The sequence below is a fragment of the Streptomyces sp. NPDC059256 genome (genome assembly GCF_042753785.1).
Lineage (GTDB): Bacteria > Actinomycetota > Actinomycetes > Streptomycetales > Streptomycetaceae > Streptomyces.
The window spans coordinates 93,122-115,542 of record NZ_JBHYZO010000002.1; the positions used below are offsets into that span (position 1 = coordinate 93,122).

Here is a 22,421-nt window from a genome sequence, read left to right on the forward strand (position 1 = left end):
GAAGGGGGCCGGGGTGCACCTGTCATGGCCCCCCAGGGTGCACCTGTCATGGCCCCGCGGCCTGCGGAAGACGGGCGGACGACGCACCTGGCCGGGCAGACCGACACCGTCCGACGTCGGATCGGGCGCCGTCACCGGACTGTTCTCCATCCCGGAGGGCATGGCGTACGCCTCGATCGCCGGCTTCAACCCGGTGGCCGGCCTCTATGCGGGCGTCGTGCCCGCCATCGTGGGCTCCCTCACCTCCCGTACCGTCCTGATGGTCACCACCTTGACCAGCGCCATCGCCCTGACCTCGCAGAGCGTCCTCGACGACGCCGGTCTCGACCCCCGGGACGCCGGCCACATCGCCACACTGACCCTGCTGGTCGGCGCTGTGATGCTGCTGATGGGGGCGCTGCGGTTGGGCGCCGTGATGACCTTCGTCTCCAACGCGGTGATGATCGGCTTCTCCACCGGGATCGCCCTCCAGATCATCACCGGCGTCCCCAAGGACGCCACCGGCTACCGGCCCCGGCACGGGAACAAGCTGGCCCAACTCGTCGACTGGCTGGTGCACGTACCCGACTGGCAGGGCACCACCACCGCCGTCACCGCCGTCACCATCGCCGTGTGGGCCTGCGCCCGGACGGTGAAGCGACTGGCGTCGGTGGCGCTCCTGATCGCCATGGTGGTGACGAGTGCGGGAGTCGCCGTGCTCTCCGTGGACGTGCCTCTCGTCGGTGGCATCGCCAGCATCCCGGCATCGCTGCCGAACTTCTCCGCCCCCGACCTGTCAGCCGTACCCGCCCTGGCGGTCGGAGCGGTCTCGGTCGCCCTCGTCGCCCTCGCCCAGGCAGCGGGGATCGCCCCCGCCGAACCCAACCCCGACGGCTCCCGGTCCGACGCCAACGGCGACTTCCGCGCCCAGGGGTACGCCAACCTCCTCGGCGGACTCTTCCAGTCGCTGCCATCGGGCGGATCGCTGTCCCGCACGGGAGTGGCCGTCAGCTCCGGCGCCCGCACCCGCTGGGCCGGGGTGATCTCCGGAGTCTTCCTGGCCCTGGTGGTCCTGGTGTGCGGGTCGCTCGCCGAACACATCCCCATGCCGGTGATCGGCGGGCTGATCCTGGTCATCGGCGTCGAGCTGATCTGGGGACGGCGCCATGACGTCCGACTGGTGCTGCGCACCTCCCGGCTCTCCTCGGCCGCCATGGTGCTGACCTTCCTCGCCACCACCGAACTTCCGCTCCAACAGGCCATCGTGCTCGGTGCCGTGCTCTCCCTGCTCTTGTACTGCGTCCAGGTCGCACGCCAGGCGAAGCTGGTCGCCCTGCACCGTACGGAGGGCGGCGGCTGGCGCGTCGACGACCCGCCCCACCGCCTCCCCCCGGACACGGTGACCGTCGTGGACTACGCGGGCTCGTCGTTCTTCGCCGAGCTCCCCCGGATCGAAAGCGAACTGCCGTCCCCCGAGGGAGCGCGGCGGGCCGTGTTGGTCCTGGTGGTGCGCGCCCTGCCCGATGTGCCGTCATCGACGCTGGTGGGCCTGCTGGGGCGCTACGCCCGCCGGGTCACCGAGGCCGGGGGCCGTCTGGTCCTCGCGGGAGTACAGCCGCCCCTGGCGCGCATCCTCGAAGAGTCCGGGTTGAGTGAACAACTGGGCGAGGGCGGAGTCGTACCGGCCGAGCCCGAACTGTTCGCAGCCGTGGAGAAGGCCATCGTGGACGGCCGGAGGTGGATCGCCGAACAACAGCGGCAACGGAACCCATGACCGCGCGGGTGATCCGTCCGGAATGCGGGCCTCGACGCTTGGTGCTGAGATGGGCAGACGGCGACCGGGCCGGTCCCCGGCGAGCCGGATACCGAGGCCCCCGGGTCGTGGACGCGCAGCAACCGGCGCCGACCGGAGTATCGACCACCGCGGAACGGAGCAGCCATGTCGGACCCGACGGCCCTCGCCTTCGACGACACCACCGACTTCGACAACGCCGACCGCGGCTTCATCGCCGCCCTCAGCCCCGCCGTGGTCGAGGACGCCCAAGGAGAGGTCGTCTACGACAACGACGCCTACGCCTTCCTTAGCGGGCAGTGCCCCGACACCGCACACCCGAGCCTGTGGCGGCAGGCCCAGCTCTGCGCGCGACAGGGCCTCTACGAGGTCACCACGGGCGTTTACCAGGTGCGCGGGCTCGACCTCTCCAACATGACCCTGGTCGAGGGGGAGCGGGGAGTCATCGTCATCGACCCGCTGATCTCCGCGGAGACCGCCTCCGCGGCCCTCGCGCTCTACCGGGCGCACCGCGGCGATCGTCCCGTCACCGGTCTCATCTACACCCACTCGCACGGCGACCACTTCGGCGGTGGCCGCGGAGTCCTGCCCCACGGCACCGAGGCAGGCGTCCCCATCCTCGCCCCGGCCGGCTTTCTGGAGCACGCCGTCAGCGAGAACGTCTACGCCGGCAACGCCATGACCCGGCGTGCCGTCTTCATGTACGGCGACCGGCTGCCCAAGGCGCCCGACGGGCAGATCGGCGCCGGCCTCGGCATGACGACCTCCACCGGGACCATCACCCTGATCCCGCCGACCGTGGACATCACGGAGACCGGGCAGGAGGAGACCGTGGACGGGGTCCGGATCGTCTTCCAGTTGACGCCGGGCACCGAAGCGCCGGCCGAGATGAACTTCCTGTTCCCGGAGCTACGCGCGCTGTGCCTGGCCGAGAACGCCACCCACAACATGCACAACATCCTGACCCTGCGCGGTGCCGTCGTCCGTGACGCCCGCATCTGGGCCCGCTACCTGGACGAGACCGTCAACTACTTCGACGGCCGCTACGACGTCGCCTTCGCCTCCCACCACTGGCCCACCTGGGGACACGACGAGGTCGTCACCTTCCTGCACGCACAGCGCGACCTCTACGCCTATCTGCACGACCAGACGCTACGGCTGCTCAACGACGGACTCACCGGCCCGGAGATCGCCGAAGTCCTCCAACTGCCGCCCGCACTGGAACGCGCCTGGCACGCACGCGGCTACTACGGATCGCTCTCCCACAATGTGAAGGCCATCTACCAGCGCTACCTGGGGTGGTTCGACGGCAACGTCGCCCATCTCTGGGAGCACCCGCCCGTCGAACTCGCCAAGCGGTACGTCGACGTGGCCGGCGGGCCCGAGCAGGCGTTGACCAAGGCACGCGCGTACGTCGACGAAGGCGATCTGCGGTTCGCGGCAACCCTCCTCAACCACATCGTCTTCGCCACACCCGGCAATGACCGGGACACCGCGACCGCAGCCGCGGCGCGGGAGGCGCTGGCCGATGTTTACGACCGGCTCGGACGGGGTGCGGAGAACGGCCCGTGGCGCAACTTCTACCTCGCCTCCGCAGAGGAACTGCGCCACGGGGTGTCGCCCGCGCACATCGACACCGGTGGAGCCGAGATGATCGCCGCCCTGCCGACCTCGATGCTGCTCGACTCGATCGCCATCCGCATCGACGGGCCCACCGCCTGGGACGACGACCTGACCATCGACCTCGTACTGACCGACGAGCAGAGCAGCCACCGGCTCACCCTGCACCACGGCGCCCTGACCCATCGTCAGCTCCAGGGGAAGCCCAAGCGGGGTGCGGGGCTCACACTGCGGCTGAGCCGGGCCCAACTGTTCGGCGTCCTGGCCGGCAAGGGGCTCGACGGGGTGTGGGCGGAAGGGGACAAGTCGCTCCTTGAACGCCTGCTGTCCCGGGTCACCGCTCCCGATCCGTCGTTCCCCATCGTCACTCCCTGAAGCCCCGGCCCGCTCCTCGACCCCCCTGGCTTCGCTTCCCGGGCCCATCTGGCTCGCTCACTGCATCACTCGGGCTCGCTTGCGGATTCCCCGGAACTGCCTCGGGGCCTCTAGAAGTCCTTGAACTCCACGGGCCCCGCGTCCATCCTGATCGTCCCGTCGCGATGGAGCACCGGCCGGCGCTCGGTCCCCTTGGAGCTGTACCTCTCGATGTGCCGCACGACCGCCCCCGCGGGAGCGGTGAAGTCCACCAGCCCTATCGCCACCCAGTACGAGGTCTCGCTCTCCTCGTACAGCGGGACGGTGACCACCGAGCCACGGCCGTCGTCGATCACGACATGGGCGCCGAAGCTGCGGAAGGAGCCGGCGCCGTTGCTCAGCGCGGAGTAGGCGCACAGGAGTACGTACCCCTGCTCGTCGGGGCGCACGATCCGGATCACTTCACGGCCCGGGGTCTGGGAGTCCCCGTCCAACCGGATGTACGGCTCGCCCTGCACCGACCCGAGGTTCTTGTAGTAGACGGCGTTCCGTTCGTCTTGGTCGCCCAGCGTGCTCAGGGTGCGCTTCTTGCGGCGCAGCCACCTTCCGCGGCCCGGCTCCTCGTCGGACGCCTCGTCGGGTCCTTGGCCGACGGATTCCGGGTCGATGTTCGCGGGGCGGTAGCGGTTGCCCTTGGGGGTGTGTCCCACTCCCGCCTTGGTTCCGGCCTCCACGGCGCCCATCAGGGCCGTTTCGGCCGGAACGAAGAGGGCGTAGAAGTCGAGGTCAGCGCCGCGCGTCCGTCGGTCCTCGCTACCGCCGTCCCATACGAGCGTGGCAACGATCTCCACCTCGCGATCGTTCTTGTCGAGGCTGACGACGGCCTGGGCGCCCTTGTCGAGACTGAGTCGGCCGAGTGTCGGGGTGGCGGGTGCCGACGGGCTCTCGGGACGTGGTGCGGGGGTCGGGTCCGGGGCCGTGGGCGAGGGGGCGGCAGGAGGGGGAACGGTCAGGGCGGGGGTCAGTGTCGGCGCTTCCTCAGCGGGCCGGTCCGGCTGCGGCACGGCAGGCCCGCCCGACTGCGGCACGGCAGGCTGAACCGAAGGCTGGACCGACTGCGATGGCGCGGGCTGGGCCGGCTGCGGCAGCGCGGGCTCGTCGGCGACCTGGATGCCGAAGTCGCCGGCCACACCCGCCAGACCTGAGCGGTACCCCTGTCCGACAGCGCGCACCTTCCAGTCCGCACCCCTGCGGTAGAACTCCAGCAGTACGGCGGCCCGCTCGCCATCCGTCATCCGGGGCACCGGGAACACCACGGGTTCCGCGCCGGTCTGCACCGCCCGTACGGTCAACTCCGCCACGCCTGCGAAAGTCCGGCTCTCGTCGTCCGGATCGCAACTGCCCACCAGGACCACACGTACCACCGAATCGGGCAGTGCCGCGGGCTCCACCGTGATCCGCTCGGGTGCATCCCCGTCGGCCGCTTCGTGCCGAACCGCCCCGTCACCCGCGGTCGGTTGGTTGAAGAACACCATGTCCGCGTCGGATGCGACCTTGCCGTCCTCATGGAGCAGCAGGGCGGTGAGATCCACCGGATCTCCGGTCCGATGCAGTTCGACCGTGATCGGCACCCCCGCGATCGGGGCGTTCGCACCCTTGCTGAGCTCTCCCATCACCAACACCCCAGACATATCATTCGGCCACCTTGGCACGTTTCCACCCCAGGGTGAATGTGTCGGCCATGAGTACCCGCTGTGATGTCCGCGCAGGCCACGGTGGCGACCAGGTGCAGGTCCGGGGCATCAGCCCGTCGGACGGTACGTCGACCACGGGCGCGGCTCGGTTCGCCCACGCCCCACAGTTCGGTTCGCCCACCCTCCGTGGCCGGGGAACGCCCGGTGATTCCGTTCCCCGTACAACCGTTCGGCCCCGCGGCGAGTCCTGTCTGTACTCCCGCCGCTCGTAAGCCGGTTCGCAGAGACGGACGGGATGCCCCACACCAGCGCGAGTGGCCGCAGTGGCCCTCGTACGCCCAGGAGACCCGAATGCCCATGAGCAAGAACCTCCGTGCCGCAGTCGCGATCGCGCTGTCCGTCGCGCTCGCCGGAGGGTTCATCAGCCTGACGGCGGCTGCGGCATCCGCCGCGACCTCGCCCGCGAAGCACGCCGACGACTACAACGGCGACGGCTTCCGCGACTACGCCACGGCGGAGAGCCTGGCGGGCGAGGTCACCGTGACCTACGGAACCGCGAGCGGACCGGGCACGCAGAAGCGGACGTTCACGCAGAACACCGCCGGCATACCCGGCTCCGTCGAGGAGAACGAAGCCTTCGGCATGTCCTTGGCCCCCGCCGACTACAACCGCGACGGCTATGCCGATCTCGCCGTCGGCGACCCCCTCCAGAAAGTGGGCAAGCGGGACCGACAGGGCATGGTCGTCATCCTGTGGGGATCGAAGTCCGGTCTCACCGGCAAGGTCTCGACGCTCCGCAACGACTCGCCCGTATCCGGCCAGTGGTTCGGCGAGTCCCTCGCAACCGGCGACTTCAACGGCGACGGCAAGGCGGACCTGGCTGTTTCACAGCCCACCGCCGTCACGGTCTACCACGGCGGCTTCAGTACGTCCGGGGCCACCGGCAAGGTCACCGGTTTTGGGGTCACCGGCGGGAACACGCAGATGGAGCAGGCGTCCTCCCTGGTCGCGGGGAAGGTCGACAAGGACAAGTCCACCGATCTGTACGTCCTGGGCCGGGGCAGGTCGAAGGGGCGGGACACCTCGGCTGCCTGGTTCATCCGCGGTGGCTCCACGCTCAAGCCGGGCAAGACGGAGACGTACAACGCCCTCGGTTCCTGGTACCGGCCCGCCGCGGCGATCGCCGACTTCGACAAGAACGGTTACGGCGATCTGGCCGTGAGCGACCCCATGTACAACAAGGAGGCGGGAAGCGTCTTCGTGCTGCGCGGCGGGAGCACCGGACCCAGCACCTGGTACCGCCTCTCCCAGTCCAGCGCCGGCGTGGCGACCGCTCCTGCCCCCTTCGAGTGGTTCGGTTTCGCGCTCTCCGCAGGGGACGTCAACCACGACGGACACCCTGATCTCGCCGTGGGCGTGCCAGGCGAGAAGGTCGGGAGCGCCCAGCTCGCGGGCGGCGCACATGTGCTGTACGGCGGGAAGCAGGGGCTCAGCGGTGCGGGTTCCCGGTGGATCACCCGTGGGACCTCGGGGATTCCCGGCAGCATCACCGCGTACGACTTCTTCGGAGGTGAGCTCCGGCTGCGGGACTTCGACCGGGACGGCGACAGCGATGTACTGGTCGGCGCCCAGGACAAGCCGAGCGTGCTGATCCCGAGTGCCGGCCGGCAGGGTCTGGCGACCGCCTCCGCACGCGAGTTGCCCTTGGAGCCGGTCTTCCCCCAGTAGGCCCAACGACCGGGTCCGATGCGCTCCACGTCGATGCGCCGTCCGGGTGGGTCACTGACACGGGCCGGAACGGCTGATCGGCAGGCCGTCCGACCGCACGGCGAAGGTCCCGACGGAAACACCCTCGGGACCTTCGCGGCACCGCCCGATCGTCACCCCATCGGGTACGCGTACGGGCGGGAGGGGATCAGCTCTGGATGACGCGTACGCTGCCCGCCTGCGGCCCCTTGGGGCCCTGCACCAGTTCGAATTCCACGCGCTGGGCTTCCTCCAGCTGGCGGTATCCGGAGCCCTGGATCTCGGAGAAGTGGACGAAGACATCAGGCCCTTCGTCCTGCGAGATGAACCCGAAACCCTTCTCGCCGTTGAACCACTTCACATTGCCCTGTACCGCCATCGTGCTCTGCCTCCAAGCCGCGAACGTCAACGCCGCCAGGTCTACCCGCCAACACCGGGCATCGAAACCCGTGCAAACGTGGGTAAGTCGGTACAAGTTTCATCGACTCTCATTGACCTTGATGGAAGTTCATCGAATTGCATCGGCGTTCACCGGCGTTCACTGGCTTTGGTTGAAGGGCGGTTGGTCACGGACGGCCAACCCCACCGAATCGACCTCCCAGCCGGGCCACGCCCCCAGCCGTTCGATCCAGCTCCATCCAGCTCCATCCCGTTCCATCCCGTTCCATCCCGTTCGATGAGAACTCGCGCCGCGTCCTCCCGAAACAGGTCCGGTCGGATACCGCCCACCGGGTGAAGCGGGCGAACTCCGCCGCGAGCTGACGGCAGCACTCCTCGCATCCCGCTCCGTTGCCGCGGGACTCGATCCGTCAGTGCACCGATTTGGGTGGGGCCGTTGCAGTGGGCCGTTGCAGCGGCGAGGGCTGCGGGCGGTCAACACGGAGCGTCCACCGGCGGGCCATACGGGGGGCTTTTTCACCTCTCCGTGACTGCGGGAACGGTTCCGCTCCCCAGGGTGGCACCTCCCATGGAAAAGATCATGCCGATAGGTACGACCTTTCGTTCGCGAGGAGTTGACCATGCCCGTACGTGGAAAATGGCTGGCCGGACTGGGTGTTGCCGTGGCTACCCTGGCGCTGGCCGCGGTCCCGGCCGCACCTGCCGGCGCTACGGCGGCCCAACAGGCCGCGCCGCCCGCGCTCCAGCAGTTGACCCTTCGCCTGGCCGATGACCCCGGCCAGATCGCCGATGTGAGCGGTGCCTCCCAGGAGGACGGCGCCGAGGTCATCCAGTGGGCCTGGTCGACCGGCTCCAACGCCCGCTGGACCGCCGAGGATGCGGGCGGGGGCTATGTCACCTTCGCCGCCGTGCACAGCGGCAAGTGCATCGACGTGCGGGGCGCGGCCACGGCCGATGACACGGATGTCATCCAGTACACGTGCAACGGCGGGACCAATCAGCAGTGGCGGTTCGTCGCCAAGGGGAACGGCTACCAGATCGTGGCCCGGCACAGCGGCAAGTGCCTGAACGTCCGCGGCGGCACGGGCCAGGGCAACCGACTGATCCAGTACACCTGTTCGAGTGCGGGTGAGGAGAACGACGTCTGGCTGCCGGTCTGGGAACCGGCCACGGTCTGATCCATCAGGCCCTGGTGAGGTGTTCGGCTGCGGTACCGGCTTAAGTCCGCAGCCGTCGCCCCTTCCCCGGCCCGTCCGTTAGCTCGTTGGCCCGTTCGCCCGCCGGAGCACGGTCACCCCGTTGCCCGGTGCTGAGGTCTCCCACCCCACCGACCTCGGCATTCCACCCCATGTCGCACCCTGCGCACCCCGCGGGGCACCGGCAGAGCCCGGGCCTTCGGGCCCGGGCCACCATCGGTCCGCCACCGCGGGCGCACACAACCCGTTCAGGTGGGGCGAGGTGGGGCGGGCCGTTTGGCCCCGCCCCACCTCAACAGTGAACATCAGCGGTTCGTGACCGCTTCGGTATCGCGGTCCTGCACGGCGGGGACTTCGGAGACCGCCACGGTGTCCGTCTCGGCCCGTCCGTCCGACGCTCCCTCACTCATGGCCTTCGGGGACTGCTCGGCGTTCGGGAACTCAGGAGCCTCCGGAAACCCGGTGGACCCAGCAGACTCGGGTGCCCTGGGTGCCTTGGGCCGCATCAGCACGATCGCCAGCAGTGCCGCGACCACCACTCCGCAGCCACCCGCCACGAAGGTGGTCGACATGGCCTCGGTGAACGCTTCCTTCGCGGCGGATGCCAGTGAGCCGTCCGCGAGGGCCGTCCCGATCGACTGCCGTGCGGCCTCCGGGGCCGAAGCGGGCATCTCCCGTGCGTAGGTGCTGGAGAGGACCGCCCCCAGGACGGCCACGCCCAGCGCCGCACCCGCTTGCTGGATGGTGTCGTTGAGCGCTGATCCGACTCCGGCGTGCTCCTCGGGCACGGCCCCCATCAGCGCAGCGATCGCCGCCGGCATGGCCAGTCCGCCGCCGGCGCCCATCAGGAGCATCGCCGCGGAGAGCAAGCCGAAGCCGTCGCCCACGGACATCGTGGAGAGCACACCGAAGCCGGCCGCGATGACCAGGAGTCCGATGACGGTCATGACCCGGTTGCCCGTCCGCTTCAGCAGGGCCGCGCCGATCACGTTGAAGATGATGACCGCCACGGCCATGGGGGCGAAGGCCAGTCCGGTTTCGGTCGCCGAGTAGCCGAGGACGAACTGGAGGTACTGGGTCAGGACGAGCATCAACCCGCCGTTGGCGAACGTCAGCAGGACCAGGGAGAGGCTGGCGCCGGTGAAGACCCGGTCGCGGAAGAGGGCCAGCGGGACCATCGGGGAGGGTGCCCGGGTCTCCCAGGCGGCGAAGCCGCCGAGTCCGACCACGGCCACGGCCAGCGCGGCCAAGGTGCCGGGGGCGGTGAGTCCGTCCTTCGGGAGCACGATGATCATCCAGACCAGCGCGGTCATGCCGGCCATGGACAGGACGGCACCCAGCGGGTCGGGCTTGCGCCAGGGCCCCTTGGACTCCGGCATCAGCACGAGGGCCGCGACGATGGCGAGCAGGGCGATCGGCACATTGATCAGGAAGACCGCGCCCCACCAGAACTTGGCGATCAGCGCGCCTCCGAGAACCGGCCCGCCCACCAGGCCGACCATCGCCACGGCGCTCCAGGCCGCGATCGCCTTGGGCCGCTCGTCCTCGTCGAAGACGGTGATGAGGATCGACAGGGTGCTGGGCATCACCAGTGCGCCGCCGATGCCCATCAGCACCCGGGCGGCGATCAGTTGGCCGGGGCTGTCGGCGACGGTGGCGATGATCGACGCGGCACCGAAGAGGGCGAGCCCGATCACCATCACCCGTCGTCGACCGAAGCGGTCGGAGAGGCTGCCCGAGGTCAACAGCAGTCCGGCGAAGACCAGGATGTAGGAGTCGATGATCCACTGGATGTCCTGGGCGGTGGCCCCCAGGTCGGCCACGATCGGCGGGACCGCGACCGTGAGCACCATGTTGTCGATGACCAGCACCAGCGTGCTGAGGCAGAGCACGACCAGGATGAGCCAGCGCCGTGGGTGACGCCCCGTAACAGCTTCCATCACAGACCTCTCGTACGAGTGGGTTGGCACCGCCAGTTCCGTACGGCGTGCTCCATGCCGAACACTGTACGGAGACCGCACAGTGTTCGCAAGACCGCACGTCGTACGGAGCTGCGCTACGCTGGGGACGTCCAGAGGCCATCGAGGGTCAGCGGATCAGCAGGGAGAGGAGGCCGCGTGCCGGCCGACGAACAGACGGCGTATCCATCGGTGTGGGCCCGCCCGCAGCGGCGGCGCCGGGACCAACCGGCGCTCAGCCGTGAGCAGATCGTGGCCGAGGCCATCCGACTGCTCGATGCCGATGGCGTCGAAGCCCTGAGCATGCGCAAGCTCGGCGCGCGGCTGAACGCCGGGGCCACCTCGATGTACTCGCATGTGGCCAACAAGGACGAGCTGATCGAACTCGTCGTGGACGAGGTGTACGGGGAGATCGAGGTCCCGGCCGCCGATGGATCACCGCAGTGGCGCGAGGCCATGGAGAAGGTGGCCCACAGTCTGCGCGCGACGATCCTCCGTCACCCCTGGCTCGCCTCCCTGCTCGGCGGGGCGGGTACGGCCTATCTCGGGCCGAACATGATGCGGCTCTCCGACGAAATCCTCGGGGTGCTCGAATCCGCCGGTTTCGAGTTGGACGAGGGCGATGTGGTGGGGACCACCGTGTTCGCCTTCGTGGTGGGGATGGCGACCAGTGAGGCGGCCTGGCTCACCTCCCTCGCCCGCAGCGGCCAGAGCGAACAGGAGTGGCTGGACCGGATCTGGCCCGCCGCGGAAGCCGCCGTCCAGTCCTACCCGCGGCTGAAGCGGCAGTACGCGGGCATCCGGAACCCGGACGCACAGACAGCCCGGTCGACCAAGTTCGACCAGGGGCTGTCCGCCGTACTCGACGGGCTCGCGGCGCGGCGTTCGGCCACGAGCTGACCCGGTGCACTCATGAGGAGGCCCGGTGTCGCCGTTGGGCGGCACCGGGCCTCTTGTGCTGACGACGGGGCGCTGCCCTGACGGTCACGGACGCGGTCAGCCGCGACGCAGCCGCTCCAGGGTGACGCCCAGGTCGGCCGCCTTGGGGCGGTTGTGCGGCAGCTTGGCGAGCATCAGTGCCATGCCGCAGGTGTTGGTCAGGGCCGAGAAGACCAGACCGCCGGCGATTCCCGCGGAGAGCAGCAGCCAGAGCGGGTGCAGCAGGCTGAGCAGGATGCCGAGCAGCACGATCGTGCCCGCGGTGAACCGCACCTGTCGCTCCATCGCCCAGGTGCTGCGGGTGGCGCAGGCCGGGCCCGCGGTGGGCCGGTCCAGCTCGTGACCGCCGGCCGTCCAGGCGCTGGTGCCGCCGATGAGCGTCGCGGTGGTGATCCCCTGGTCGGCCAGCAGCGCGCAGGCGCTCTCGGAGCGGGTGCCCGAGGCGCAGACCACGAGGATCTCACCGCGGTGGCCGGCCTCGGTGAGCTCAGGCAGCGCCTTGCGGAGCTGGTCGAGGGGGATGTTCAGCGCGCCGGGCAGATGGCCCGATGCGTACTCTCCGGGGGTGCGGACGTCGATCACGGTCAGTTCGCCGAGTCGGGTGCGTGCCTGGTCGACGTCGAGTGCGGGGGTGGTGTTCATTGCCGTGTGCCTTTCTTGAGCTGCTACGCATGGGGGACTCAGAGGAAATTCGGGGATGCGCCCCCAGGGGGTAAAATACCCCTAGGGGTATCGATCAAGGAGTTGTCGTGGAGCTGGATCTCGCTGGTGCCGAACTGAAGGCCGTTCTCAACCGGCTGCGCCGGGTGCAGGGCCAGATCTCCGGTGTGATCCGGATGCTGGAGGAGGGCCGCGACTGTGCAGAGGTCGTGATGCAGCTCGCCGCCGCCTCGCGAGCCCTGGACCGGGCGGGCTTCTCGATCATCGCCACCGGTCTCCAGCAGTGTCTGGCCGACGTCGAGTCGGGCCAGAAGACCGAGGAGGACCGGGCCGAGATGATGGGCAAGCTGGAGAAGCTCTTCCTCTCGCTGGCCTAGGCTCCCGGGCCGCCCCTGCACGGGGTGCCCGGGCCCGAAGTCCACACCCATGGCCGCGACCGCACCCCTATGGGTGCCCACGAGCTTCCGGTTCATATCAGCACGGCCCGGGTTCACATCAGCGCGGCCCCGGTGCACATCAGCGCAGCTCCGGTTCATATCAGCGCAGCTCCGGTTCATATCAGGCTGTCCATGAGCATCAGCGCGGCGACGGCGAGCAGGACGTACGCGAAGATCTGCTGGAGCAGTCGCCCCGACACCTTCGCCGCGAGCCGCTTCCCGTCCCAGGCACCGAGCACCGCGGCCCCCGTGAACGGCGCTATGACCGCCCAGTCGAGCGCCTCGGCGGTCCCCGCGCGGGTCGCCAGTGCGGCCAGCGAGTTCACCGTGATCACCAACAGGCTGGTGGCGACCGCCGCGCGCATCCGCAGACCGATCGGTTTCACCAGGGCGGGCACGGCGAGGAAGCCGCCGCCGACACCGAGGACTCCGGTCAGCGCCCCGAGCCCCCCGCCCGTGCCGACGGTGACGGGCCAACGTGCCCTGACCCCTTCCAGCTCGACCTGGGCCGACGGGCGGAGCATCGCGACCGCGGCGAGGGCCGCGATCACGGCGAAGGCGGCGGTCAGCAGCGCCGCGGGCAGTTGCCCTGCGAGCACCCCGCCGAGCGCCGCGGGAACGATTCCCGCGGCGGCGAAGACCGCGCCCGTGCCCCAGCGCACCTGTCCCTCACGGGCGTGGGCGAACAGCGCGGTGGCCGAGGTGATGGTGACGATGATCAGACTGGCGGTGGTGGCCGCGAGCGGGCTGAAGCCCAGGAGGTAGATCAGCGCGGGGACGGCGAGCACGCTGCCCCCGCCACCGAGCGCGCCCAGCACCAGCCCGACGACGCCGCCTGCGGCGAGCGCGAGAAGCAGGGCACTCACGCGATCGAGCCGTCCTTCAGGTCGCCCACGGGTCCGCAAACGACCGGGAGGCCGGCCGTCGCCCAGGCCCGCATCCCTCCGATGAGGTCGACCGCGTCCACCCCTCGGGCGGTGAGCAGCCGCACCGCGGCGCGGGAGCGGTGCCCGGAGCGGCAGACGACCACGAGCGGACGCCCCTTGGCGGCTGCGGGCAGCGGAGCGCCCACGGCGAGGGCGGAGAGCGACAGGGGCACGGCATCGGGTGCGTGCCCGCCAGCCCACTCGTGCGGTTCGCGCACATCGAGGAGAACGGCGGTGCCGGACGGGCGGCCGACGTCGTCGACCTGTGGGAACGCACCGGTCGTACATCGGCGGGCTTCGGCCACCGTGAGGCGCGGCTGTGCGAAGACGGACATCCGTCAGCCCTCCCGCAGGGGCAGACCGGCGGCCCGGGCCGCATCGAACCCGTCGTCGACGGCGACCACGTCCCGCCCGGCCGCATCGAGCATCGAGGCGGCGATGGCAGCGCGCATTCCGCCGGCGCAGTGCACCCAGACCGTGCCGGGCGGCACTTCGGCGAGCCGGGCCCGCAGCTGGTGCACCGGGATGTGGACCGAGCCCTGGATGTACGCGCCCGCGCGCTCGGAGTCACGGCGCACGTCGAGGATCACCTGTGTGCCGTCGGCGCCGGCCAGATCGGCGAAGGTGGCCCGGGGGAAGGACCGCGGCCGGTCCCCGGCGCGCACCCACTCCTCGGGCGTGCCGGTGGCGGCAGCGGCGGGCCGGTCGATGCCCACGCGCACGAGTTCGCGCTGGGCGTCCGCGAGCTGCTCGGTCGACTCGGCGAGGAGCGTGATCGGCTTGCCCCAGGGGATCAACCAGGCGAGGTAGGTGGCGAGCTGTCCGTCCGCCTCGAAGTTCAGCGAACCGGCGACGTGTCCTGCGGCGAAGGCGATGCGGCTGCGCAGATCGACGACCCACTCCCCTTCGGCGAGGCGTCGGGAGATCTCGTCGGCGTCCGCGACTGCGGGCGGCGCGAGGTCGACGGGGGCCGGGCCACGGGCGTTCATCGGGCCCATGTGGGTGTAGTAGGCGGGGATGTCGTCGAGGCCCGCGAGTAGTTCCGCGACGAACGTGTCGGCGTCCCGCGTCAGCGCCTCGTTGGCGTGGCGTTCCGTGCCGATGGTGGTCGCATCGCCCGTGGCCTGCGAGGACGAGCAGAAGCTGCCGAAGCCGTGGGTGGGTAGGACCGCGGTCTCGTCGGGGAGTTCCCGGGCGAGCCGGTGCGCGGAGGCGTGCTGTGCCCGCGCGAGCTGCTCGGTGAGTCGCGGTTCCACCAGGTCGGGGCGTCCGACGGTGCCGATCAGCAGCGATCCCCCGGTGAAGGCGGCGACGGGCCGGCCGCTCTCTTCCAGGACGTACGCCGTGTGGTGCGGGGTGTGTCCGGGGGTTGCGACCGCGCGCAGGGCCAGCTCGGGGCCTATCTCGGTGCGATCGCCGTCGGCTATGGGCACCCGCTGGTACGAGACGTTCGCACCGGCCGGTACGAGGTACTCGGCACCGGTGGTGCGGGCGAGCTCCAGACCGCCGGTCACGTAGTCGTTGTGGACATGGGTCTCCACGACATGGCTGATGCGCACCCCGCGCCGGGCGGCTGCGGCCAGGACGCGATCGAGGTCGCGGGCCGGATCGACCACCACGGCGCTGTTCGCGTCGCCCGCGAGATAGCTGCGGTTGCCGAGGCCGGGCACCTCGATGGTGTCGATGAAGAACACGGGCCTGATCCTTTCGTGTGGCACTTACCCCCGGGGGTATGCACTTCACCGTAACAGAAGTACCCCCGGGGGTATTTTTCGACGAAGGTGCCCCGCGAGAAAATGGCCCTGGCGGTGCCGGGTGGAGGCTGTTACGTTGCCCCCATGACCGACATGACCGAGTACAGAAAGGGCCATGCCGCGTAGGCGCCCTTCCGTCCTGAGGGACGACATCCCCAGCCGTGCGAACGACCGTCACCGCTACTCGACGATCAACGGGCTCTCCGGAGGCTGCACGGCCCAGATCGTGCGGTTCGAACGGACCCGCTCCTACCCGGGCGAAACCGCCAGGGCCTTTCGCGCCTGGTGGGAACTGGCCCATCACTCCCAGCAGTGGTTCATCCCCGTCGACGCCTGGAGCAGGGCGGACGACCACTGCGTACCCGAGTGCTGCGGGACGATCTTCCCCCGTGACCACTTGGACGAAGTCCTCCGGGCGCTTCCCCAACGATCCGCCCGTGAGCTGGGCGCCCTGGTGCGGCAGTTGGACGTCAAGATCCTCGCCAGATCGCCGATGCTGCTCGCCGAGCCGTCCGACGCCCATTGGTGGCGGGCCGAATCATGAACGGGCGGCGCCTTGGCCGAGGCCCGCCCGGGTCCGCCTCATGTGTGCGCTCCCGACGGAGCCCCGCCGATCGCGATGCGGTCGACGGGGCTCCGGTCCGTAGCGCGCAGCAGCCAGCAAGCGCGGATGGGATGCCTCCCACGGTAGTGCGCGGCACTGACAACGAAGCAGCAAGGCAACAAGGCACTGACAACAAGGCACTGCCCATGGGGTGTTGCCGCACCGGCCGAAGTTCTTCCACCCTCATGGCGCTCGGATACGACCCCGGGAGCAGCGGTCACCGCCATCCGCCCCCGTCGCACGCCTCCGGACACCGTCGGCGACCGTCGATGGGGGCGGCGCGGGGTCAGCCGCTGTCGGTGCGGTCCGGTAATCTCCGCGTCTTGGATCGGCGGCGGGCACCCGGAGGTGTACATGGCATGGCGCTGCACCGGGCTCAGCTGGCCCCAGGGTGCGCGGATGGCGGTCCTGCGCTGGGAGGGCGGACGGGTCAGCCCGCTCGTCCCCGGCAAGTCGATCGGCTTTCGCGCCGAAGGCATCCGCTCGTGCGTCGGGGCTCGGGGCACTGCCTGCCCGCTGTTCACCGAGGTCGCAGGCCACCTCACCCAGGCGCGCTGTGCCGATTGCGCCCGGTTGGAGCGGGCCCACTCGGTGGCCGCTGACACCCTCGCCGACGACCCGAGGACCTATCGCGTCTATCTCGCCTGGTTCGGCCCCGGACTGGTGAAGGTGGGGATCACGGGCGAGGAGCGCGGGAGCGCCCGCCTGCTGGAGCAGGGTGCGATCGTCTTCAGCTGGCTGGGGCGCGGTCCCCTGATGGCCGCCCGACGGGCCGAAGAGTTGTTGCGCGGCGCCTTCGGAGTGCCCGACCGCATCCCGTACGCCGCCAAACGCGCCGTGCGCGCCTCGCTGCCCGACTCCGCCCGGGAGCGTGCGACCGAGGTGGAAGAACTGCATCGACGCGCCGTCGACCTCGGTCTGTGGGACGAGACGCTGGAACCGTTGGGCTGCGAGATCGTCGACCACACCGAGGTGTTCGCCCTTCAGGGGCTGCCCGCTCCGGCGACCGCCGTGCGCGAACTCGTCGACGGCGGGGCCGTGGCGGGCACCCTGGTCGCGGTCGCCGGTCCCGATCTGCATCTGAGGACGGCCGGGGGCAGCGCGGTGGTCCTCGACACCCGACTGCTGCCCGGTTGGTCCTTGATCGGGGCCAATGCCCTGGCCGGTGTCTCGGTCCCCACCACGAGCACCAGCACCGGCGGCGGGGACGACACGCTCCAGGACGGTCTTTTCTAACGGCAGCCATCGCGCCCTGGGCTGGGGCGAGCGGCCCCGAAGGCGTACGGCGACGGCGTCGAGCCGCCCGTACCGCGGCCCGCCGGACGACCTGACGGGTGTCGGTTGCTCAGGGACACCTTTCTCAGAGAAATCACAGACTCGCGCAAGGGCGTTCTCAGAGCGGGCTCACACACTGACCGCCATGACCACGACTTCGCCCCGGAGACGTACCGAGATGCTCAGGCCGGACGGCACCCCCGTCCGCGTGCTCATCGTGGACGACGAGGCAGCACTGAGCGAGCTCTTGTCGATGGCCCTGCGCTATGAGGGGTGGGAGGTGCACAGCGCCGATGACGGCGCCGACGCGATCCGATCGGTACGGGAGTTCCGGCCGGACGCCGTGGTCCTCAACGCACAACTGCCCGACATGGACGGGCTCTCGGCCCTGCGGCAACTGCGCCGGGAGGTTCCCGATGTGCCCGTACTCTTCCTCACCCCGGAGAACGCGGCCGTCGAGCGCATCGCGGGACTGACGGCAGGCGGCGACGACGTCGTCGCCAAGCCCTTCTCGCTGGAGGACCTGGTGGCCAGGCTCCGCGGGCTGATCAGACGGTCGGGCACCACGACCGCGCGCCCGGAGTCCCTGCTCTGCGTGGGCGACCTCCTCCTCGACGAGGACAGTCACGAGGTCAGCCGCGCCGGCCTGTCGATCCATCTCACGGCCACCGAGTTCGAGTTGCTGCGGTATCTGATGCGCAACCCCCGCCGGGTGCTGAGCAAGGCACAGATCCTCGACCGCGTCTGGTCGTACGACTTCGGCGGCCAGGCGAACGTGGTCGAGCTCTATATCTCCTACCTCCGCAAGAAGATCGACGCGGGCCGGCCCCCCATGATCCACACCCGTCGGGGCGCGGGCTATCTGATCAAGCCCGGAGAGTAGGAGCCACCGGTTCGGCATGCCATCCCACCCTGCCTATACGGCGTATGGGGATCCTTGTACGGTGTATGAGACATTCATGCACCGCATAAGGAGCTGGCATGACGGCCACCGCCGAATCCGAACCGGCGATCACCGGGCGACACCCCCAACGCTGGCTGATCCTCGGCGTGATCTGCCTCGCCCAACTCGTCGTCCTCCTCGACAACACCGTGCTGAGCGTGGCGATCCCCTCGCTCACCCGAGAGTTGGACGCGTCCGCCACGGACATCCAGTGGATGATCAACGCCTACTCACTGGTGCAATCGGGGCTGCTGCTCACCGCGGGCAATGCGGCCGACCGCTACGGCCGCAAGAAGATGCTGATCAGCGGGCTGGCACTGTTCGGCATCGGCTCGCTCGCCGGCGGCCTCGCCCAGACCTCCGACCAGTTGATCGCCGCACGGGCGGGCATGGGCATCGGCGGCGCCCTGCTGATGACCACGACCCTCGCCGTCGTGGTCAATGTCTTCGACGACACCGAGCGGGTGAAGGCCATCGGCCTGTGGGCCACCGTCAACTCCCTCGGCTTCGCCACCGGCCCGCTCATCGGCGGCATCATGCTCGACCACTTCTGGTGGGGCGCGATCTTCCTGATCAACCTTCCGGTGGTGGCGCTCGGCCTCTTCGCCGCCATCGTCCTCGTCCCGGAGTCGAAGAACCCCCGCGGCGCGCGCCCCGACCTCCTCGGTGCCGTGCTCTCCACGATCGGCATGACCACCCTCGTCTACGCGATCATCTCCGGCCCCGAACACGGCTGGACCTCCACCGAGGTACTCCTCGCGGCCAGCGTGGGCACTCTGGTGCTGGGGCTCTTCGTCACCTGGGAACTCCGCATCCCCCACCCCATGCTCGACATGCACTTCTTCCGCAACCAGCGCTTCATCGGCGCCGTGGCGGGTTCGATCCTCGTCGCGTTCGGCATGGGCGGCTCCCTCTTCCTCCTCACCCAGCACCTCCAGTTCGTCCTGGGATACGGGCCCCTGGACGCAGGACTGCGCACGGCGCCCTTCGCACTCGCCGTCGTCGCCCTCAACCTCACCGGCGTGGGGGCACGACTGGTGGCCCGGATCGGCACCCCCACCACGATCGCCCTGGGCATGATCCTGGTGTCGTCGGGGCTGTCCGCCGTCGCACTGCTCGGCAGCAACGGCTACGGCGGCATGATGCTCGGCCTGGTGACGATGGGCTCGGGGGTGGCCCTGGCGATGCCCGCGATGGCCAATGCGATCATGAGCGCGATTCCGCCCGAGAAGGCCGGTGTCGGGGCCGGGATCAACGGCACGCTCGCGGAGTTCGGCAACGGTCTGGGGGTCGCCGTACTCGGTGCGGTCCTCAACTCCCGGTTCGCCGCACTCGTCCCCGCCCTCGTCGGGGCGACCTCCCTGCCGGCGGCGCTCGCTGCGGCGGGCAGCGAAGGCGAACGGGCCGAGATCTCGAACGCCTTCGCCTCGGGCCTCCAGACGAGCCAGTTGGTCGGAGCCGTCGCCGTGCTGGCAGGTGGACTGCTGGCCGCCCTGCTGCTAAGACGAGCGGAACGGGCAGACTCACTTCAGCAGACCACATAGATCACCGGACGGGACCAGCACTCCCACCGGACACCGAAGCCCCGCGGTCGGACCCGTCGGTCCGCCGAGGGGCACGCTGACACGACTGAGGAGGACGGCGCGATGGTGAGTGCGGCCGACCGTGCGAAGGGGCCCGCACGGTCCAGTGTGTGGCTGGGCGACAAGCGGGACCGCAGCCGTAGGCAGTCCCAGCCCGCCGGCCTCGACCGCGCGAAGATCGTCGAGGCGACGGTACGACTCCTCGACTCCGAAGGCGCCGCCCGCTTCTCCATGCGCCGGCTCGCCGCGGAGCTGGACGTCACGGCGATGTCGGTCTACTGGTACGTGGACACCAAGGACGACCTGCTGGAACTGGCTCTCGACGCGGTGTTCGCCACCGTACGGGTGCCCGATGTGTCCGACGCGCAGGAGTGGCGGGAGCAGCTGCGTGCCCTCGCCAGTGCCTATCGGACGGCCCTGGTGCGCCACCCCTGGGCATCATCCCTGATCGGTACGTTCCTGAACATCGGGCCGCACTCCATGGCCTTCGCCCGCTCCCTCCAGCAGATCGTGGGGCACACGGGACTGCCACCCCACGGACAGCGGGGCGCCCTGGCGTCGGTACTCCAGTTCGTCTATGGATTCGGCACCGTCGAAGGACACTTCATCCAGCGCTGCCAGGCGCTCGGTATGAGTCAGGACGAGTTCGTCCGGGAGGCGATGGCCACCGTCGAGGAGGAGCCCCGGCTGAAGGGCAACTTCGGGAGCCTGGCCGATCTGATGGAGGTGCACGGCACCGAGACGGTGGCGCAGATGAGGGACCGGGACTTCGACTTCGCGCTGGAGATCGTGCTGGCGGGGATCGAGGCGATGGTGGCCCGGGAGGGCATCGACGGGTAGGCCGGGGACACCCGAAGGGCGGTCCGTGGCTCCACTGCGCCGAGGGCCAGCATCGCCGTCCTCGGCCTCACGACAACGGCTTTAGGACTCCTGTGCCGTCGCCTTCGGCGTCGAGTGGTTCCTCAGCGCGACCTCCTTGATGAAGATCGTCAGCACCAGCGCCACCAGGGCGAAGGGCGCCGAGTACAGGAACACGTCAGCCACCCCGTGCCCGTACGCAGCCTCCAGTACGGTCCGCATCGGCTCGGGCACGGCCGTCAGATCGGGAATGCCACCACCGCCCGTACCGCTGTCGCCCAGCGCCGCACCCCGCGGGCCCAACTCAGCGACCCCGGCCTCCACATGGTGGGTGACCCGACCGCCGAGGACCGCACCGAGCGCCGAGACCCCGATCGCCCCGCCCAGCGAACGGAAGAAGGTCACCGTCGAGGACACCGATCCCAAATCCTCCATGCTGACCTGGTTCTGCGCGCACAGCACCAGGTTCTGCATCACCATGCCGAGGCCGAGGCCGAGCACGGCCATGGAGAGCGCGACGATCCAGTAGTCAGTGTCGTAGCGCATCGTGCCGAGCAGGGTCAGTCCAGCGGTGATCAACGCGCCCCCCGCCACCAGCCATGACTTCCACCGGCCCGTCCTGGTGATCAGCCGGCCGGAGACGGTGGAGGAGATGAACAGCCCACCGATCATCGGGAAGGTCATCACGCCGGACATGGTGGGGGACTCGCCCCGGGCCAGTTGGAAGTACTGGCTGAAGAAGACCGTGCCGCTGAACATCGAGACGCCCACGAAGAGCGAGGCGAGCGAAGAGAGCGCGATCGTACGGTCCTTGAAGAGCCGCAGCGGCATGATCGGCTCGCTCGCCCGGGACTCCACGAGGACGAAGGCCGCGCCCAGGGCCACCGCACCTCCGATCATGGCGGCGGTCTGCCAGGACGCCCAGGCGTACCGATCGCCGGCGAAGGTCACCCAGACCAGCAGAAGCGAGACCGCGGAGCTGACCAGGAATGCGCCGGTCCAGTCGATCTTCACCTTCCGCTTGATCACGGGCAGGCTCAGTGTCTTATGCAGGACGACCATCGCGAGCAGCGCGAACGGCACCCCCACAAAGAAGCACCAGCGCCAGCCGAGCCACTCCGTATCGGTGATGACTCCACCGAGCAGAGGACCGCCGACCGTCGCCAGGGCGAAGGTTGCCCCCAGGTAGCCGCTGTACCGGCCGCGCTCGCGCGGGGAGATCATCGCCGCCATCACGATCTGCGCCAGGGCCGACAACCCCCCGACCCCGACTCCCTGGACCACCCGTGCGGCGATCAAGGACTCGGGGTTCTGCGCCAGGCCGGCGAGTATCGAACCCGCCGAGTAGACGAGCAGGGATATCTGGACCAGCAGCTTCTTGCTGAACAGATCGGCGAGCTTGCCCCACAGCGGAGTGGTCGCGGTCATGGAGAGCAGCGTCGCCGTCACGACCCAGGTGTACGCGCTCTGGCCACCGCCGAGATCACCGATGATCTGCGGCAGGGCATTGGTGACGACCGTCGACGACAGGATGGCGACGAACATGCCGAGCAGCAGCCCGGAGAGCGCCTCCACTATCTGGCGGTGGGTCATCGGCGGTGCGTCGTACGAGCTGTGTCCTCCTCGTACACCGGCTGGTGCGGTCGTGGCCATGGGTGTCCTCTGCTTCTGTTCTGTCTGGCGTGTGGGAAAAGGCGGTCGATC

The 22,421-nt window shown here is 69.7% G+C and carries 19 protein-coding genes; 11 read left to right on the forward strand and 8 right to left on the reverse strand.

Annotated features, from left to right (window positions below):
• The first annotated feature begins 13 nt into the window (after positions 1-13).
• Positions 14-1,753, forward strand: a complete 1,740-nt coding sequence (locus ACFXJL_RS04970) for a SulP family inorganic anion transporter (RefSeq protein WP_384689295.1) — start codon at positions 14-16, stop codon at positions 1,751-1,753.
• 165 nt (positions 1,754-1,918) lie between these two features.
• Positions 1,919-3,766 (forward strand): alkyl/aryl-sulfatase, encoded by a 1,848-nt coding sequence (locus tag ACFXJL_RS04975; protein ID WP_384689298.1) that lies wholly within the window; start codon positions 1,919-1,921, stop codon positions 3,764-3,766.
• A gap of 110 nt (positions 3,767-3,876) precedes the next feature.
• Here the strand turns inward: ACFXJL_RS04975 and ACFXJL_RS04980 are convergent, their stop codons facing one another.
• Entirely contained in the window at positions 3,877-5,436 is a 1,560-nt protein-coding gene (locus ACFXJL_RS04980; protein ID WP_384689300.1) for a TerD family protein, read from the reverse strand.
• A gap of 360 nt (positions 5,437-5,796) precedes the next feature.
• Between ACFXJL_RS04980 and ACFXJL_RS04985 the strand changes: the two genes are divergently transcribed.
• Entirely contained in the window at positions 5,797-7,167 is a 1,371-nt protein-coding gene (locus tag ACFXJL_RS04985; protein ID WP_384689303.1) for an FG-GAP-like repeat-containing protein, read from the forward strand.
• Between the two features lie 187 nt (positions 7,168-7,354).
• Here the strand turns inward: ACFXJL_RS04985 and ACFXJL_RS04990 are convergent, their stop codons facing one another.
• Positions 7,355-7,564, reverse strand: a complete 210-nt coding sequence (locus tag ACFXJL_RS04990) for a cold-shock protein (RefSeq protein ID WP_329021017.1) — start codon at positions 7,562-7,564, stop codon at positions 7,355-7,357.
• Between the two features lie 640 nt (positions 7,565-8,204).
• On the opposite strand from ACFXJL_RS04990, the gene ACFXJL_RS04995 reads away from it, so the two are divergent.
• Positions 8,205-8,762, forward strand: coding sequence for an RICIN domain-containing protein (locus ACFXJL_RS04995; RefSeq protein WP_358881977.1), 558 nt, complete (start codon positions 8,205-8,207; stop codon positions 8,760-8,762).
• Positions 8,763-9,085: 323 nt separating this feature from the next.
• On the opposite strand, the gene ACFXJL_RS05000 is transcribed toward ACFXJL_RS04995, so the two are convergent.
• On the reverse strand, positions 9,086-10,720 hold the full coding sequence (locus ACFXJL_RS05000) for an MFS transporter (RefSeq protein ID WP_384689306.1): 1,635 nt from the start codon (positions 10,718-10,720) through the stop codon (positions 9,086-9,088).
• 177 nt (positions 10,721-10,897) lie between these two features.
• Between ACFXJL_RS05000 and ACFXJL_RS05005 the strand changes: the two genes are divergently transcribed.
• Positions 10,898-11,638, forward strand: a complete 741-nt coding sequence (locus ACFXJL_RS05005) for a TetR/AcrR family transcriptional regulator (protein ID WP_358881979.1) — start codon at positions 10,898-10,900, stop codon at positions 11,636-11,638.
• A 96-nt stretch (positions 11,639-11,734) separates the two neighbouring features.
• Here ACFXJL_RS05005 and ACFXJL_RS05010 read toward each other — a convergent pair whose 3' ends face one another.
• Positions 11,735-12,319, reverse strand: a complete 585-nt coding sequence (locus ACFXJL_RS05010; RefSeq protein ID WP_384689309.1) for a rhodanese-like domain-containing protein — start codon at positions 12,317-12,319, stop codon at positions 11,735-11,737.
• Between the two features lie 107 nt (positions 12,320-12,426).
• On the opposite strand from ACFXJL_RS05010, the gene ACFXJL_RS05015 reads away from it, so the two are divergent.
• Positions 12,427-12,714: a metal-sensitive transcriptional regulator gene (locus ACFXJL_RS05015; RefSeq protein ID WP_329021023.1), complete on the forward strand. Its 288-nt coding sequence runs from the start codon at positions 12,427-12,429 to the stop codon at positions 12,712-12,714.
• A gap of 176 nt (positions 12,715-12,890) precedes the next feature.
• Here the strand turns inward: ACFXJL_RS05015 and ACFXJL_RS05020 are convergent, their stop codons facing one another.
• From ACFXJL_RS05020 to ACFXJL_RS05030, 3 genes are read right to left on the reverse strand one after another with little or no spacing between them, the layout of a single operon-like run.
• Entirely contained in the window at positions 12,891-13,640 is a 750-nt protein-coding gene (locus ACFXJL_RS05020) for a sulfite exporter TauE/SafE family protein (RefSeq protein ID WP_384634351.1), read from the reverse strand.
• Complete coding sequence (locus tag ACFXJL_RS05025) at positions 13,637-14,035, reverse strand: rhodanese-like domain-containing protein (RefSeq protein WP_384689313.1); 399 nt, start codon at positions 14,033-14,035, stop codon at positions 13,637-13,639. Before ACFXJL_RS05025 ends, ACFXJL_RS05020 begins: the two co-directional genes overlap by 4 nt.
• Positions 14,036-14,038: 3 nt before the next feature.
• On the reverse strand, positions 14,039-15,394 hold the full coding sequence (locus ACFXJL_RS05030) for a rhodanese-like domain-containing protein (protein WP_384689316.1): 1,356 nt from the start codon (positions 15,392-15,394) through the stop codon (positions 14,039-14,041).
• 175 nt (positions 15,395-15,569) lie between these two features.
• Between ACFXJL_RS05030 and ACFXJL_RS05035 the strand changes: the two genes are divergently transcribed.
• The 5 genes from ACFXJL_RS05035 (at position 15,570) to ACFXJL_RS05055 (ending at position 20,699) form a co-directional block, all read left to right on the forward strand.
• A complete protein-coding gene (locus tag ACFXJL_RS05035; protein ID WP_384634342.1) occupies positions 15,570-15,998 on the forward strand; it encodes a hypothetical protein in 429 nt (142 codons plus the stop codon).
• Positions 15,999-16,412: 414 nt separating this feature from the next.
• Entirely contained in the window at positions 16,413-17,294 is an 882-nt protein-coding gene (locus ACFXJL_RS05040; RefSeq protein WP_384689321.1) for a DUF2797 domain-containing protein, read from the forward strand.
• 184 nt (positions 17,295-17,478) lie between these two features.
• Entirely contained in the window at positions 17,479-18,216 is a 738-nt protein-coding gene (locus tag ACFXJL_RS05045) for a response regulator transcription factor (RefSeq protein WP_358881986.1), read from the forward strand.
• A 98-nt stretch (positions 18,217-18,314) separates the two neighbouring features.
• Positions 18,315-19,820 (forward strand): MFS transporter, encoded by a 1,506-nt coding sequence (locus ACFXJL_RS05050; protein WP_384689324.1) that lies wholly within the window; start codon positions 18,315-18,317, stop codon positions 19,818-19,820.
• 102 nt (positions 19,821-19,922) lie between these two features.
• Entirely contained in the window at positions 19,923-20,699 is a 777-nt protein-coding gene (locus ACFXJL_RS05055; RefSeq protein ID WP_358881988.1) for a TetR/AcrR family transcriptional regulator, read from the forward strand.
• 81 nt (positions 20,700-20,780) lie between these two features.
• On the opposite strand, the gene ACFXJL_RS05060 is transcribed toward ACFXJL_RS05055, so the two are convergent.
• Positions 20,781-22,370, reverse strand: coding sequence for an MDR family MFS transporter (locus ACFXJL_RS05060; RefSeq protein ID WP_358881989.1), 1,590 nt, complete (start codon positions 22,368-22,370; stop codon positions 20,781-20,783).
• Between the last annotated feature and the right edge of the window lie 51 nt (positions 22,371-22,421).